The organism is Melioribacteraceae bacterium, assembly GCA_035362835.1.
Taxonomy (GTDB): domain Bacteria; phylum Bacteroidota; class Ignavibacteria; order Ignavibacteriales; family Melioribacteraceae; genus DSXH01.
In genome coordinates, this window is sequence record DAOSDY010000002.1 from 368,368 (window position 1) to 382,192 (window position 13,825).

The window sequence follows — 13,825 nt, forward strand, 5'->3', positions numbered from 1 at the left end:
CTAAAATCCGTTTATTGAAGTTGCTGTGAAATTTGTATGTAAAAAGTTTACTAATGTATTTACCGAAGTATTCATAATATCGAGCATAGCAGACGGATATACGCCCAGGAAAATAATAACGATTGTTAGAGGTATAAACATTACATATTCCCTGAATTCAATATCCTTGAGTGAAGCCCATTTTTCGTTCAATGGACCGAAGAAAATTCTTTGTAATGTCCAGAGCATATAGCCGGCACCAAGCAGAATTCCGAGAGTGGAAAGCATTGTAAGAATTCGTATACTTTCAACTCCGAACGCTCCTACAAACACGAGTGCTTCTGAAATAAATCCGCTCATACTCGGTAAACCGATTGCTGCAAAGAATGCAACTGTAACAAATACGGTGTAGACTGGCATCTGGGTAGCTAGTCCGCCGAAATCATTCAGACCTCTTGTATGAGCACGGTCGTATACAACACCAACAATCAAGAAGAGCATTGCCGTTATAGTACCGTGATTGAACATCTGGAATATCGCTCCGTTGATACCGGTTGTTGTAAGTGATGCCATACCTAACAAAACATAACCCATATGCGAGACTGACGAATAAGCAATAAGTTTCTTGAAATCCTTCTGCGCAAGAGCGACGAGCGCACCGTAAATAATATTAACCATACCGAACATTGCTATCCACCACATCAGGTCGCGTGTAATATCGGGGAAGATTGGGTAGCTGATTCTGAGGATTCCGTAGGTTCCCATTTTAAGGAGCACACCGGCAAGTATTACAGAAATTGGGGTGGGTGCTTCAACGTGAGCGTCGGGCAACCATGTATGGAACGGGAACATCGGTATTTTAATTGCGAAGCCGACGAAAAGTGCAAGGTATGCAATTAACCTGAGATTATTAGGATTGAGTGGAGATAGTATTCCATCAGCTGTGTAATTCCCTGAATTCATCAATTGTAAAATATTGAATGTAAAGACTTTAGTACCATCTGCTAATGTTTCTGTTGTACTGAAGTAAAGGCCGATCATTACAAGAAGAATGAAAATACTTCCGAATAGAGTATAAATGAAGAATTTTATTGCGGCATATTCTTTTCTTGGTCCGCCCCAGATTCCGATCAGGAAGTACATCGGGAGCAGCATTAGTTCCCAGAATATATAAAAGAGGAAAAAGTCGAGGGCAACAAAGACACCCATCATTCCGGTATCGAGCAGCAGGAAGAGTGCAAAATAACCTTTAAGTGAGTGATTGATGTTCCAGGAGGAAATTGTTGCAATAAATGAAATAAGAGCTGTAAGAAGAACCATCGGCATACTCAATCCGTCGATACCAATGAAGTAATCGATCTTAACAGTACCGAGCCATGAAATGCCGCTTATCTCAATCCATCTGAACTTCTCTATGAACTGGAACGACCTCTCTTCATAGACTCCTGCGGCGGAATAATTATAATTTATTAAGAGGATAATGGCTAACACAACCTGCAAGGCCGTGATTATAAGAGTAGTATACTTAATTGTATTAGCTTGTTCCTTCTTGAGGAAAAGAATAATTATCATCCCGAGGACAGGGAGGAACGTGATAAATGTTAATATCGGAAATCCCATCATAATGACTAACCTATATTTTTAATTTTTTTATGAACACTTCCGGGCATTGTGGAAACTTAAGATCCGGAATGGTTTATCAAAATCATTTTTATAAAATCAAAATGGCTTAAAGAACAATAAAAGCAGAATAACCGCAAAAACTACAAAGACAAGATATGTCTGGACTTTTCCTGTCTGCAGTTTTCTTAAAGTAAATCCAACAAATCCGCTCAGAAATGCAGTGAAGTTTACGAATCCGTCGATCACGAATGTATCGAAGAGACCGCTTATGTTAGAAATAAACCTTCCGAGCCATGCGGAACCGTTTACAGCACCGTCAACAATTTTATTATCAAACCAGGATAAGATTTTTGCAAAACTAAGAGTTCCGCTGATTGCGGTTGCATCGTAAGCTTCGTCCAGATACCACTTGTTTAGTGAAAAATTATAAAGCGGTTTAACTTTCTCCGCCATTTTATCTGAACTGATCTTTTTCCATTGATAAATAATGAACGCAAAAAGAATTCCTAATCCTGCAAGTATAATAGATAATGCCATAGCCGGGTAATGAGCCCAGTGCATAGTTTCAGTATATAAATTTGAGTGAACAACTTCACCGTGAGATTCAACGCCGGGCAGATCGCTCTGCATAAATTCGAATCTTGTATTCTCAGGCACTACCGTATGCGGGGTCTTTACCCAATCTTGCATGAACCATCCAGCATCGGGGGAGATAGGATTAGGCGTGTACCAGAAGAAAATTGAAAGAGTCGCAAGTACAGCGAGTGGCGCAACCATAACCCAGGGTGATTCATGTGCATGATCATATTTGTGATGATCCCGGGCTTCGCCATGGAAAGTGAGTATTACAAGTCTGAACATGTAGAATGCCGTCATAGCAGCTACGGTAAATCCGATAACAGGAATGAGCCAGTGACCTGTAAGCTTGCCGAATGCCATTGTACCGGCAAGTATTCCGTCCTTACTTAAAAATCCTGAAGTAAGCGGTATTCCGGAGATCGCAAGAGTTGATATCAGGAAAGTAGCATAAGTAAGCGGAAGTTTTTTCCTGAGTCCGCCCATATTGCGGATATCCTGTTCGTGGTGCATTGCATGAATAACCGATCCTGAACCGAGGAACATACATGCTTTAAAGAAAGCATGTGTTACCAGGTGGAAGAATGCAAATACGTAAGCTCCGACACCGAGAGACATTATCATATACCCTAACTGGGACACTGTTGAATAGGCAAGAACTTTTTTGATGTCATTTTGTGTAAGCGCTATTGTCGCAGCTACAAGCGCTGTGAATGCACCTATTACAGCAATAACCAGCATTGCATCGGCAGTTAGCATTACAAAAATTCTGGTAACAAGATAAACACCCGCGGCAACCATTGTAGCGGCATGTATTAACGCACTGACCGGAGTGGGACCTTCCATAGCATCGGGCAGCCAGACATGAAGTGGAAATTGAGCGGATTTTCCGACGGCTCCCATAAATACTAATATACCGGCTGCTGTTAACCAGGCTTCGCTGTTGAACGGGAGATTACCTTGAGAAATCTGGGCAAAGATTGTGTCGAATGTAAAAGTTTTGTAATTGGTGAAGAGAATCAGTATGCCAATAAACATTCCGATATCGCCGATTCTGTTTACGATGAAAGCTTTTTTAGCGGCATCGGCAGCAGATTTCTTTTCGAACCAGTGACCGATCAGCAGATAGGATGATAATCCGACCAGCTCCCAGTAAATGTACATCATTAAAAGATTATGCGTAACTACAATTCCTAGCATCGAAAATGTAAAGAGACCGAGATTTGCGAAATAAAGTGTATATCTTTTGTCGCCTTTCATATATTCGATCGAAAAGAGATGAACCAGCATGCTGATGAGGTTAACTACAAAAAGCATGATGGCAGTAACGTTATCGATCTTTATCCCCAGTTCAATATTTATTACACCGGAAAGGGGAGCGGCGCCAATTGTAATCCAGTTAAATGCAGCAACGATATCCTGATCGATAAAATAATTGAGCTTGTAAAAGAGTATAGCCACAGATAATAGAAAAGCCGAAGAAATGATTGCGACTTCCAGGAAGTATAATTTCGGGATTTTATTACCCAGCAGAAGCAGAATAATAAATCCTGCAAGCGGTAAAAATAGAGTTATTATTGTTAACGTAGTTAAAAGGGATTCAGTCATAACCTAGTCTTTTAAATTATCTATTTCATCTATGTTTACATTTGAAAATGTCTTGTAAATATTGAGAACTATTGCAAGGGCAATAGCTGCTTCAGCAGCAGCGAGAATTATCACAAAGAGAGCAACAATTTGACCGTTGATTCCGAGATTTCCATATTTAGAAAACGCAACGAAATTTATATTGGCAGCATTCAGAATAAGCTCAACTCCCATCAGAACCATCACAGCATTCTTTCTTGTAACAATTCCATAAATTCCCAATGAAAATAAAATTGTACTTACTACCAGAAAGTGTATTAATCCAACCTGTAACAATTCAATTCTCCTTAAATTCTATTTTGTTCCGGAATCCGACCGGAATAACAATTACAATTTTATTCTTTTTCCCGCCGTGCAATCGATGCTGCACCGATAAGAGCAACCAGCAAAAGCATTCCGAGTAATTCAAAGATCAACACATAATTTGTAAGCAGTTCTTTTCCGATAGCATACGTCGTAGTAACAGGGATTTCACCAGGCTGAGATTTCCATTCAGTCCAGACCATTATGGAGACAAGAGCACCCAATAAAATTCCAACACCTATTGCAGCAGGCAGAAGGTGAACAGTTCCGGTTCTGATATCTACATCGGTAATCTTATTGGTAAGCATAACGCCGAAGAGGAGCAGAATTAAGATGCCTCCCACATAAACCATGATCTGAACAATCGCAAGAAAATCGGCCCCGAGCAGAACGTAGATTCCGGCAACTCCGAAAAATGTGAAGAGAAGTGAAAAACCCGAGTAAACAATATTACGTGTTGTAACTACTACAAAGGCAGAAGCGATTGTAATAATTGCAAAGAGAAAAAATATTATATCGTAGAGTGTCATATTCTATCTATTAACTTGCCGGTTTTTGTTCGTCTTTTGGTTTAGCAGCTGCTGCTGCTTTCTGAGCTTCCTTTTCAGCTGTAAACTTTTCAAAATTAATTCTCTTTTCCTCGGCTTCACCTTCAGTTAATGAAGCGAATTTATAAACAAGATTATTTCTGTCGTATTCAGAAAATTCAAAAACATCCGTCATATAAATACATTCGGTAGGGCAGGGGAAAACACAAAGCTGACAATAACAGCATTTTGCAAAATCGATATTAAATTTTGTTACCCATAAAGCTTTTTTCTTACCGTTGGATGTAACTCCAAGTTCTTCTCCCGGGATACTTTTTACGGTTTCAATCTCAATACAGCTGACAGGGCATGCACGCGAGCATTGATCGCAGCCGATACAATCGTCCATGTTTACGTAGAGCCTGTTTCGTTCTCTTTCGGGCAGTTTGAGTTTAACTTCGGGATATTGAATTGTAACAGCAGGAGTAAACAGATGTTTGAAAGTAATTTTCATACCGACAAGTACGGTATATATCCCGAGCCATGTATTTTTGAAGTATTGCTTCATAATATCACAATAATGAAATAATTCCGATTACAATTAAATTTACGAACGCATAAGGTATCAGATATTTCCAGCAGAGACTCATAAGCTGATCAACACGCAGTCTGGGTAAAGTCCATCTCAGCCACATCTGAATCAGGATGAAGAACCAGCCTTTAGCAAGGAACCAAAAGGCCTGTTCGAATGGAACTAGCCATTCTATTCCGAGTGAATTTCCGAGATACCCGAACGGCGAATGATATCCTCCGAAAAATAGAATCGAAACAATTGCAGAGACCGCAAACATATTACCGTATTCGGAGAGCATGAACATTGCCCATTTCATTCCGCAATATTCCGTAAAGTATCCTGCAACAAGTTCGGATTCTGCTTCCGGAATGTCGAAAGGTGTTCTGTTTACTTCGGCAAGTGTACTGATAAAAATAATTATGAAACCGACAACCATGAAGGGAATTAATAAAAATTTTGCAATACCGAATCCGGCGCCGCCGAAGATATGCCAGTTCCAGAAATATGCAGTCTGCATTTCACTTATTTTATCGAGACTTAATGAACCGGTTATCATAACAATAGAAAGAACTACTATAGCTGTTGGAATCTCATAGCTTATGATCTGGGCAGCAGAACGCATTGCGCCTAACAGTGAATATTTATTGTTGGATGACCATCCAGCCATAAGTATTCCGCCGACAACCAGACTCGAAATTGCTATAACATAGAAGAGTCCTACTTCCGCTTCGCTTCCGATCAATTTGCTGGAAAAGGGGATTGCAGCATAAGCAGCAAATGAACCGGTGAAAACGAGGACCGGTGCTATGTTGTAGAGTTTGCTGTCAATATCCTTAGATGTAGCGTCCTCCTTCTGAAGCATTTTAACAAAATCTGCAACAGTCTGGAATAATCCGAAAGGTCCTGTGCGGTTGGGTCCTACACGGTCTTGAATCCATGCAGATACTTTTCTTTCCAGATAGACGCCAATCAGCGCAACTATTAATACGTTGACCAGTGGAAAAACGGCAACGAAAAGAGTTGATATTATCGTATTACCTGTTAAATCGTAAAAGTACTGATACATTATCTATCCACTTCTCCCAAAACTATATCGATACTTCCGAGTATTGCAATCACATCTGCAACAAGATAACCCTTGCACAACTCGCCAAGTATCTCAAGATTAACAAATGATGGAGCTCTTACTTTTACCCTGAACGGATTAACACTTCCGTCGCTTATTATAAAATAACCCAGCTCGCCTCTCGGGTTTTCTACGCGCGTATAAACTGTTCCCTTTGGCGGTTTAATTCTTTTTGGAATAGCCGATTGAACGTCACCTTCCGGAATATTATCAATCGCCTGTTCAATTATTCTCAGGCTCTGTTCCATCTCCCGGATTCGGACATAGTACCGGTCCCAACAGTCGCCTACCGTCCCCATCAATCCCCGGCCGACAGGAATTTCAAAATCGAACCGGTCATAAATTGAATAAGGATCTTCTCTTCTGAGATCGAAATTAATACCGCTTCCTCTCAGTGTCGGTCCCGATGCACCATAATTGATTGCTGTATCGACTGGAAGAACGCCGATGTTTGCGGTACGTTCGATAAAAATTTTATTATAGCTTAGAAGATTGTCGAGTTCAACAATTGTCGGTTTGAAATAATTGCAGAATTCTTTTGTCTTGCGAACAAAATCCGGGTGAATATCATGTGAAAGTCCGCCGATCCAGATATAATTGTAAAGCATTCTCGCGCCGCAGGTCTCTTCTATAATGCTGAGAATATGTTCCCGGTCTCTGAATAAATAAAGGAATGGTGTTAAAGCTCCGATGTCGGCTCCGTTGGATCCGATTGCGACCAGATGAGATGCGATTCTCTGCAGCTCTGCCATTATAACCCTGATATATTCAACCCTCTCAGGAACCTGTATTCCCATCAGTTTTTCAACAGCGAGAGCATAACCGAAATTATTTCCGATTGCAGCAAGATAATCGAGCCGGTCTGTATATGGAACCACCTGGTTATATTGCATCGCCTCGGCGTGTTTTTCAAAACAGCGGTGTAGATATCCGAGGTGAGGGGTTACCTTTTTAACCAATTCACCTTCAATTTCCAATTCGAGCCGCAGTACTCCATGTGTAGAGGGGTGTTGCGGGCCCATATTGAGAACCATATGTTCGGTTTTAAGAGCCATTCTAATAAGGTACCTTCATTCCCTGATAAAATTCAGGATTCTTATAATCTTTTCTTAATGGATGTCTGCTGATTTCTTCAGTGAATTGATCCCAATCATAGGGCATCAGTATTCTTCTTAGATCAGGATGATTAAGGAATTTTATTCCGAGCAGGTCGAATGCTTCTCTTTCGTGCCAGTTCGCACTTTTCCAGACGTTTTCAACCGATTCAATCTCGGGATTATTTCGTTGTGTAACAGTTTTTAATGTAATCTTATGTTTATGCAATACCGAATGAAGATGATAATAAACGCTCATTGTTCCGCCTTCAAGTATTTCAGTACCTTCGGCATCTTTTACTTTAGTGCCATTTGCGTCGTCAACTCCGGAAAGGCACATTAAGCTATCGAAACTTAATTCAGGATTTTCGCGCAGGAATTTACCGACAATCTGAATTTTGAAAGGATCTACCGTTATTACCGGGTCAACAGGAGTCTCCTTATCCAAAGAAAGTACAGAATCACTGAATTCCTGTTTTAAGAGATTAAATATTTCGTCTGGAGATTTCATGCTGATTTTTTTCTTAATGATTCGTTTCTAATTTTTTCCTGGAGTTTAAGAAGACCTTCGAGTAATGCTTCCGGTCTTGGAGGGCAGCCCGGTACATAAACATCAACCGGGATCACGCGATCAATCCCCTTTAGAACGTGATATCCATGCTCCCAGTAAGGGCCGCCGCAATTGGCGCAGCTTCCCATTGAAATAATATACTTTGGATCGGGCATCTGTTCATATAGTCTTTTAATACGGAGGGCCATCTTTAAAGTCACTGTACCCGAAATAATAATTGCATCGGCCTGACGCGGTGTATTTCTTGGAATCACTCCGAATCGGTCGAAATCGTAATGGGACATAGAGGTTGCCATCATTTCAATAGCGCAGCATGCGAGGCCGAATCCTAACTGCCAGACTGAGGAAAGGCGTGCCCAATTAAACAAATCATCTACTTTTGCTATTACTATGTTACCGTCGGAGAATTCTTTATCGAGTAAACCCATATTTAATTCTGGTTTTGGTTATCGGATTTGGATTTTAATAATTCGTCTAGCTGAGGTGCTTTTGGTTCGGGACGTGCCCATTCGAGGTCACCCTTTCTCCATTCGTAAGCCATTCCAAGACCAAGAATTAAAAGGAAAATCAGACCGACAATAAATCCGTAAACACCGAATTCTTTATATGTTAGAGCCCATGGAAAGAGGAGTACGACTTCAACGTCGAATATCAGGAAGATGAGTGCAACAACATAAAACCGGATATTGAATTTTACCCATGGAGAGCCTTCAGGATTCTCGCCGCATTCATAGACTTTCTGTTTTTCGTATGTAGGCCTGTTTGGTCTTACAAGTTTGTTGATAAAAAGGGTAATAATTACAAATACTATTGCTAGTATTATAAATATTAGAATTTTTCCGAATTCTGTAAGCATGACCTTTCAAAAAAGTTGCGGTCAAAATAATACTTCCAAGTACGATTGTCAAGAATTCTTCTTTTAACCGGCTAATTTTTTCGACTACTTTTAAAAAAATCGAATGATAAAAATTTTTTTAATGCATTTAAGAATTCAATCCCTTTTAGTAAATTGTTTTCAGGAAAAAAATGCTAAAAATGAATCTTAAATATTTGATAATCATTTTATTAATTGTCCCGATTGCTACTTACAGCCAGGCGCCAAATAATAACTGGGAAAAGGTCCTCGAATTGCCGGAACAGTTTGTATTTGTCGATACATCCAACATAAAGCAGATTGAAAAGCAGATCTCCGCACTCGGCTTGTCTATCTACAAATCTCCTCAATATTTTGAACAGCTTAAAAAGGAAGCATCCTCCGTCAAGACTCAGTTGGTTTTTGATGCAGAGACCAGAAAGTATACCGTTATAGGAACTTTATACTATGATAAGCAATGGAAAATTCTGGGAGAATCTTCGTCACCCGGCCGCTCAATCAATACAGCCCTTTTTGGGATGCCGATTGATTCAAGTAATGTGATTAGTTCGATTTTTAATAAGTGTACAGAAGTTGTATCAAGAAAGCAGGTAGCCGCGGCAGCTGAAAATGCTTCGAACAAAAAAGAAAAACCCTATTCAAAAACAAAATCAGATCAGTCCGAAAAACCTAAAACACCTGAAGTTAAAAATGAATCTGAGAACGATAACAGGCCGCAAAGAGAGATTCTCACAGACAAATTCATTGATAAGAAATTGTCCGAAGAATCCAATCCTGCCGGAGTAACAAAAGCAAATCAAACAGTAAGACAGAAAGAACCCGAACCGAAAAATGATGGGACTTATAATCCTGCTAACGAAAAAGTTTATCGCGGTACAATATTTACTGACGGGTCAAAATACTGTTTCCAGGTTTCATCGTGGAGGAATAAGCAGCAAGCGGAAACTGAAGTTAAGCGTCTCTCGAATGCCGGCCATAATGCTTTCATTGCAGAAGCCTATATTGCCAACCGGGGCGGTACATGGTACCGGGTCCGAATCGGCTATTTTTCTTCGGCTGAGGAAGCTGAAAAATATCAGAGAAGCTTGAGATAAGTTCAAAATCGGAAAATTTATTTCAGATATTCCCATTATGAAAAAAATAATTGACACGCAAAAATTCATTTTATTCGTTCTCATTGTTTCGTTTTTTATGTATGAAATTCAGGCTGCTCAATCTATTAAAAATCAACAAAGTCATAAGAAGGGAAGTGATAAAAAAGTGAAGATTAATAAATCGGAAAAAGATTGGAAAGATTCTCTTACACGTGAGGAATTCCATGTATTAAGAGAAAAAGGAACCGAGAGGCCCTTCACTGGTAAATACTGGGATTTTAATGGAAAGGGAAAATACAGCTGTGCCGGATGCGGTCAGGAACTTTTCAGCTCGGAGACCAAGTTCGATGCCGGGTGCGGATGGCCGAGTTTTAATGATGTTGTAAATAATGAAAATATTATTCTTAAAGACGATTTCAGTTTTGCCATGCACCGGACCGAAGTAATGTGCAGTAAATGCGGAGGTCATCTCGGTCATCTTTTTGATGACGGTCCAAGGCCCACAGGACAACGTTATTGTATTAATTCAGTTTCTATAAAGTTCGAAAAAAGTGCTGATGATAAATAATAATGGTGTTTACAAAAATTTGAAAACATTAATTAACTGTTTGAAGATGAATTTGCTGGCTCTTTTTATAATGATATTTGCAATATCAGAAATCGAGGCTCAAAAAAAATACGCAGACAGGTTGAGTCAGATGATCAGAACGGAATATGAATTTGCATCCACGGCTGCAGAATCCGGTACACGGGATGCATTTTTATCGTTCATTGCAGATGACGGGATTTTATTCCGTCCAGCGCCGGTAAACGGTAAGAGATTTCTGCTTAATCAGAAAAAGAGTGAAGGATTATTAAGCTGGTATCCTTCTTATGCATTCATTTCGAAATCCGGTGATATCGGTTGCACTACCGGTCCGGCAGATTTCAGACGGGATAAGAATTCTGAACCTGTCTGGTACGGAAATTTTGCGACTGTCTGGAAATTACAGGATGACGGGAAATGGAGATTCCTGATTGATGCCGGTAATTCAAACGGTAAACCGGAAAGCATCGAAAACAAACTGGAACCCGTAAAAAGTGAATTTACCGGAGCTGACACCCTGAGCACAGGTGTAACTGTTAAAGAGGTCATTTTCGGAATTGATAGGGAGTTTAATTTTATTCTGCAGAATTCAGAAGCAATAGAAGTATACCGAGATTATGTTGATGACGATACTCGGCTCTTAAGAGATGGTATTATTCCTGTGATCGGATTAAAGAATATTACTGATTATCTGAAAAACGAAAACGAAAAATTCTCTTTTGAGCAAAATGATGGTAATATTTCTTCCGCAGGCGATTTTGGCTATGTTTATGGATTAATGCAAACTGCTGAGACTGCCGGCGAGAAAATAAAAAAATACAATTACTTTAGAATCTGGAGGAATACTTCCGGTAAATGGAAAATTTTAATTGAGGTTATCAGCCCCTTGCCTTAATCTCTTCTCAGCTATTTAAAACATTCAGATATTCAAAATTATTTTATGGATGAGACTTTTATAATACTAAAAATCAGAATTACAACACCTAACCACTGAACAGGGTCCAGTATATTCCCGTAAATAAAATATTCCAGAATCACGGCTGTTAATGGGAATGCAAGTTCGCATATCGTTGCTACCGAAGCAGTCACTTTTTTCAGGCCGTAATAGTAGAGAAAGATGGCAGCGCCTCCTGTGGTAAATGCGATAAGTAAAAAGATAAGCCATTGCGAACCTGATATGGTAGTAATCTCTGAAATTCCGCCGAATAGTGAAGCAACAACAAGCATTATTATTGCTGAAAAAAGAAATCTGAGATATGTCCCCAGTTCAAATCCGACATTCCTGAGGGCTCTCTTGCTGAATACGGTAGATGAACCGAAACTGAATGCAGCTATTAATGAAAGTCCGGCAGCAATTACTGTTTTATCCCCTGTGCTAAGATTCGGCACTGTTAATCCGAAAGTCATTAAATACGCTCCTCCTATTGCAAATCCGGCCCATATAAAAAATTCTTTCGGCAGCTTTTCTCTTAAAATTATGGAAGCAAGTATTAGGGCAAATACCGGCTGGAGTTTCTGAATCAAAATCACTACTGAGAGGTTCACAAAATTTACATAGAAGAGGGCTTTTGTTATAGACATTGTTCCTATAGCTCCGCCAAACAGAGCAACAAGAAAAAATGAAAAGAGATCCTTCCTGTCGAGTAAGCCGATTTTTGAAAATTGATTTTTGAATACCGGTGTAAGCAGAAGTGCGACAATTGCGCTCTCAACCAGAACTACCAGCGGAACGGGCAGGTTATATAGAGAAGGACGTAAAACAATTCCGTCTACACCCCACAAGCTTGCTGCAATAATAATGAATAACGGTGCTAATCTTCCCATAAAGTTTCTTTCATAAAATAATTTTAAGAGCGACCTAAAATAATCGTTTTCTAATTTAATTTATCGGACAAATTAATTTTTCTCGTTTTAAAATTGAATCTGAATAATAAAAACAGCCCGAGACACGTAAGCCCGGTGAATGATCCGATCCAGACACCGATTGCACCGTATCCCAATACAAATCCGAACAGGTACCCTGTCGGAATCCCGAGAAGCCAGTAAGATGCGAAGCTTACATAGAGAGGTACTTTTACGTCTGTTATTCCGCGTAAAACACCTATGCCTGTGGCCTGCAATCCATCCGAAACCTGGAAAAGCGCTGCAATGATTAATAACCCCGATGCTATTTCTATAACCTCTTTCTCTTTTATATAAAGTTGCGGAATGAGTCCTCTGAATAGTATAAAGATCACTCCGGATGTGAACATTATTGCGGAAGCAAATCCGATTGCCGAGAATCCGGCTCTCCGTACTCCTTCGCTGCTTCGCGCTCCGAATTCTTCTCCTACTCTTACAGTCCCGGCGAATGAAATGCCCAGGATGACCATATAAGAAATTGACGCCAGGTTCAAAGCAATCTGGTTGGCAGCTAAAGGAATTTTACCGAGCCATCCGACCATAATAGTTGCGAATGAAAATGCTGCAACCTCAAGAAAATACTGAAGCCCGCTCGGCAGACCGATGCTCATTATCTTCCTGATCAGTTTATCATCAAGATTCCTGAAATCCGGGACGGGATTATAAATTTTTAACCGGCTGCTTTTTATTACGACAAAAAAGAGGGCCACCGTCATTACCCATCTCGTAAGTGTTGTTGCGTATCCGGCACCGTCTAGCCCCATAGATGTAAAACCGAGATTGCCGTAAATAAAAACCCAGTTCAAAAATGCATTTAATATGTTAGCAGCAATGGCAATTATCATTGGCGGATTAGGAATTGATAACCCTTCTAAAAACTGTCTGTAGCATGCAAAAAGTACGAAGGGAATTATTGATAATGAAAGTATCTGTAAATAGGACTTTGCCAGAACCGTTACATCATCAGGCTGATTCAATACGGGGATTAAATAACTCAATAGAAAAACAAGTATCATCAGAATTATTGAAAAAATCGAATTCACAAATAGGCCGTGATTCAGAATTACACCGCAACGAGCGAGATTCTTTTCGCCTTTCGAAATAGCTATAAGAGGCGCTATTGCAAAAGTCATCCCGAATCCCAGTACCAGAATTAAAAAGAAGAGTCCGTTTACAAGAGATGCGGCCGCTAATGGCGCAGAACCGATTTTACCCACCATTAGACTGTCGACTACTCCCATCATAATATGGCCAAGCTGCCCCAATGAAATTGGAAGAGCAAGCTTCATGGTTTCTTTTATATGCCGGCCGTAGGTTTTCACAAAAAATAAATATATTGAATAATCAAT

15 protein-coding genes are annotated in these 13,825 nt (G+C 39.9%); 3 read left to right on the forward strand and 12 right to left on the reverse strand.

The window, feature by feature from the left end; genetic code table 11:
- The 10 genes from PLZ15_08785 to ndhC form a co-directional block, all read right to left on the reverse strand.
- On the reverse strand, positions 1-1,602 hold the full coding sequence (locus tag PLZ15_08785) for an NADH-quinone oxidoreductase subunit M (GenBank protein ID HOI29838.1): 1,602 nt from the start codon (positions 1,600-1,602) through the stop codon (positions 1-3).
- 96 nt (positions 1,603-1,698) lie between these two features.
- Complete coding sequence (nuoL, locus tag PLZ15_08790) at positions 1,699-3,786, reverse strand: NADH-quinone oxidoreductase subunit L (GenBank protein HOI29839.1); 2,088 nt, start codon at positions 3,784-3,786, stop codon at positions 1,699-1,701.
- A gap of 3 nt (positions 3,787-3,789) precedes the next feature.
- The gene (gene nuoK / locus PLZ15_08795; protein HOI29840.1) at positions 3,790-4,101 is read right to left on the reverse strand and encodes an NADH-quinone oxidoreductase subunit NuoK; all 312 of its coding nucleotides are present in this window, start codon (positions 4,099-4,101) and stop codon (positions 3,790-3,792) included.
- Positions 4,102-4,160: 59 nt separating this feature from the next.
- Positions 4,161-4,658, reverse strand: a complete 498-nt coding sequence (locus tag PLZ15_08800; protein ID HOI29841.1) for an NADH-quinone oxidoreductase subunit J — start codon at positions 4,656-4,658, stop codon at positions 4,161-4,163.
- A 10-nt stretch (positions 4,659-4,668) separates the two neighbouring features.
- Positions 4,669-5,223, reverse strand: coding sequence for an NADH-quinone oxidoreductase subunit I (locus PLZ15_08805; GenBank protein ID HOI29842.1), 555 nt, complete (start codon positions 5,221-5,223; stop codon positions 4,669-4,671).
- Positions 5,224-5,227: 4 nt separating this feature from the next.
- Positions 5,228-6,295, reverse strand: coding sequence for an NADH-quinone oxidoreductase subunit NuoH (gene nuoH, locus PLZ15_08810; protein HOI29843.1), 1,068 nt, complete (start codon positions 6,293-6,295; stop codon positions 5,228-5,230).
- Entirely contained in the window at positions 6,295-7,410 is a 1,116-nt protein-coding gene (locus PLZ15_08815; GenBank protein ID HOI29844.1) for an NADH-quinone oxidoreductase subunit D, read from the reverse strand. Before PLZ15_08815 ends, nuoH begins: the two co-directional genes overlap by 1 nt.
- 1 nt (position 7,411) lies before the next feature.
- On the reverse strand, positions 7,412-7,960 hold the full coding sequence (locus PLZ15_08820; protein ID HOI29845.1) for an NADH-quinone oxidoreductase subunit C: 549 nt from the start codon (positions 7,958-7,960) through the stop codon (positions 7,412-7,414).
- Positions 7,957-8,448, reverse strand: a complete 492-nt coding sequence (gene nuoB, locus PLZ15_08825) for an NADH-quinone oxidoreductase subunit NuoB (GenBank protein ID HOI29846.1) — start codon at positions 8,446-8,448, stop codon at positions 7,957-7,959. Before nuoB ends, PLZ15_08820 begins: the two co-directional genes overlap by 4 nt.
- Before the next feature lie 2 nt (positions 8,449-8,450).
- Entirely contained in the window at positions 8,451-8,876 is a 426-nt protein-coding gene (gene ndhC / locus PLZ15_08830) for an NADH-quinone oxidoreductase subunit A (protein ID HOI29847.1), read from the reverse strand.
- A gap of 170 nt (positions 8,877-9,046) precedes the next feature.
- Here ndhC and PLZ15_08835 point away from each other — a divergent pair, with 170 nt between their 5' ends.
- From PLZ15_08835 to PLZ15_08845, 3 genes are read left to right on the forward strand one after another with little or no spacing between them, the layout of a single operon-like run.
- Positions 9,047-9,988 (forward strand): SPOR domain-containing protein, encoded by a 942-nt coding sequence (locus PLZ15_08835; GenBank protein HOI29848.1) that lies wholly within the window; start codon positions 9,047-9,049, stop codon positions 9,986-9,988.
- A gap of 37 nt (positions 9,989-10,025) precedes the next feature.
- Positions 10,026-10,556 carry a peptide-methionine (R)-S-oxide reductase MsrB gene (gene msrB / locus PLZ15_08840; protein ID HOI29849.1) on the forward strand — a complete coding sequence of 177 codons (531 nt, stop codon included), beginning with the start codon at positions 10,026-10,028 and terminating at the stop codon, positions 10,554-10,556.
- Positions 10,546-11,469: a nuclear transport factor 2 family protein gene (locus PLZ15_08845; GenBank protein HOI29850.1), complete on the forward strand. Its 924-nt coding sequence runs from the start codon at positions 10,546-10,548 to the stop codon at positions 11,467-11,469. The genes msrB and PLZ15_08845 overlap by 11 nt, the downstream gene beginning before the upstream one ends.
- Before the next feature lie 38 nt (positions 11,470-11,507).
- Here PLZ15_08845 and PLZ15_08850 read toward each other — a convergent pair whose 3' ends face one another.
- Together PLZ15_08850 and PLZ15_08855 are read right to left on the reverse strand one after the other, a co-directional pair.
- A complete protein-coding gene (locus tag PLZ15_08850; protein HOI29851.1) occupies positions 11,508-12,398 on the reverse strand; it encodes an EamA family transporter in 891 nt (296 codons plus the stop codon).
- A gap of 50 nt (positions 12,399-12,448) precedes the next feature.
- Positions 12,449-13,765 carry an MATE family efflux transporter gene (locus PLZ15_08855; protein HOI29852.1) on the reverse strand — a complete coding sequence of 439 codons (1,317 nt, stop codon included), beginning with the start codon at positions 13,763-13,765 and terminating at the stop codon, positions 12,449-12,451.
- Positions 13,766-13,825: the final 60 nt, after the last annotated feature.

Excerpts from the sequence above, each read along its gene's own strand:
- PLZ15_08785 (HOI29838.1), bottom strand. The coding sequence starts at position 1,602 with ATGATGGGATTTCCGATATTAACATTTATCACGTTCCTCCCTGTCCTC.
- nuoL (HOI29839.1), bottom strand. The coding sequence starts at position 3,786 with ATGACTGAATCCCTTTTAACTACGTTAACAATAATAACTCTATTTTTA.
- PLZ15_08800 (HOI29841.1), bottom strand. The coding sequence starts at position 4,658 with ATGACACTCTACGATATAATATTTTTTCTCTTTGCAATTATTACAATC.
- PLZ15_08805 (HOI29842.1), bottom strand. The coding sequence starts at position 5,223 with ATGAAGCAATACTTCAAAAATACATGGCTCGGGATATATACCGTACTT.
- nuoH (HOI29843.1), bottom strand. The coding sequence starts at position 6,295 with ATGTATCAGTACTTTTACGATTTAACAGGTAATACGATAATATCAACT.
- PLZ15_08815 (HOI29844.1), bottom strand. The coding sequence starts at position 7,410 with ATGGCTCTTAAAACCGAACATATGGTTCTCAATATGGGCCCGCAACAC.
- PLZ15_08820 (HOI29845.1), bottom strand. The coding sequence starts at position 7,960 with ATGAAATCTCCAGACGAAATATTTAATCTCTTAAAACAGGAATTCAGT.
- nuoB (HOI29846.1), bottom strand. The coding sequence starts at position 8,448 with ATGGGTTTACTCGATAAAGAATTCTCCGACGGTAACATAGTAATAGCA.
- ndhC (HOI29847.1), bottom strand. The coding sequence starts at position 8,876 with ATGCTTACAGAATTCGGAAAAATTCTAATATTTATAATACTAGCAATA.
- PLZ15_08835 (HOI29848.1), top strand. The coding sequence starts at position 9,047 with ATGCTAAAAATGAATCTTAAATATTTGATAATCATTTTATTAATTGTC.
- msrB (HOI29849.1), top strand. The coding sequence starts at position 10,026 with ATGAAAAAAATAATTGACACGCAAAAATTCATTTTATTCGTTCTCATT.
- PLZ15_08845 (HOI29850.1), top strand. The coding sequence starts at position 10,546 with ATGATAAATAATAATGGTGTTTACAAAAATTTGAAAACATTAATTAAC.
- PLZ15_08850 (HOI29851.1), bottom strand. The coding sequence starts at position 12,398 with ATGGGAAGATTAGCACCGTTATTCATTATTATTGCAGCAAGCTTGTGG.
- PLZ15_08855 (HOI29852.1), bottom strand. The coding sequence starts at position 13,765 with ATGAAGCTTGCTCTTCCAATTTCATTGGGGCAGCTTGGCCATATTATG.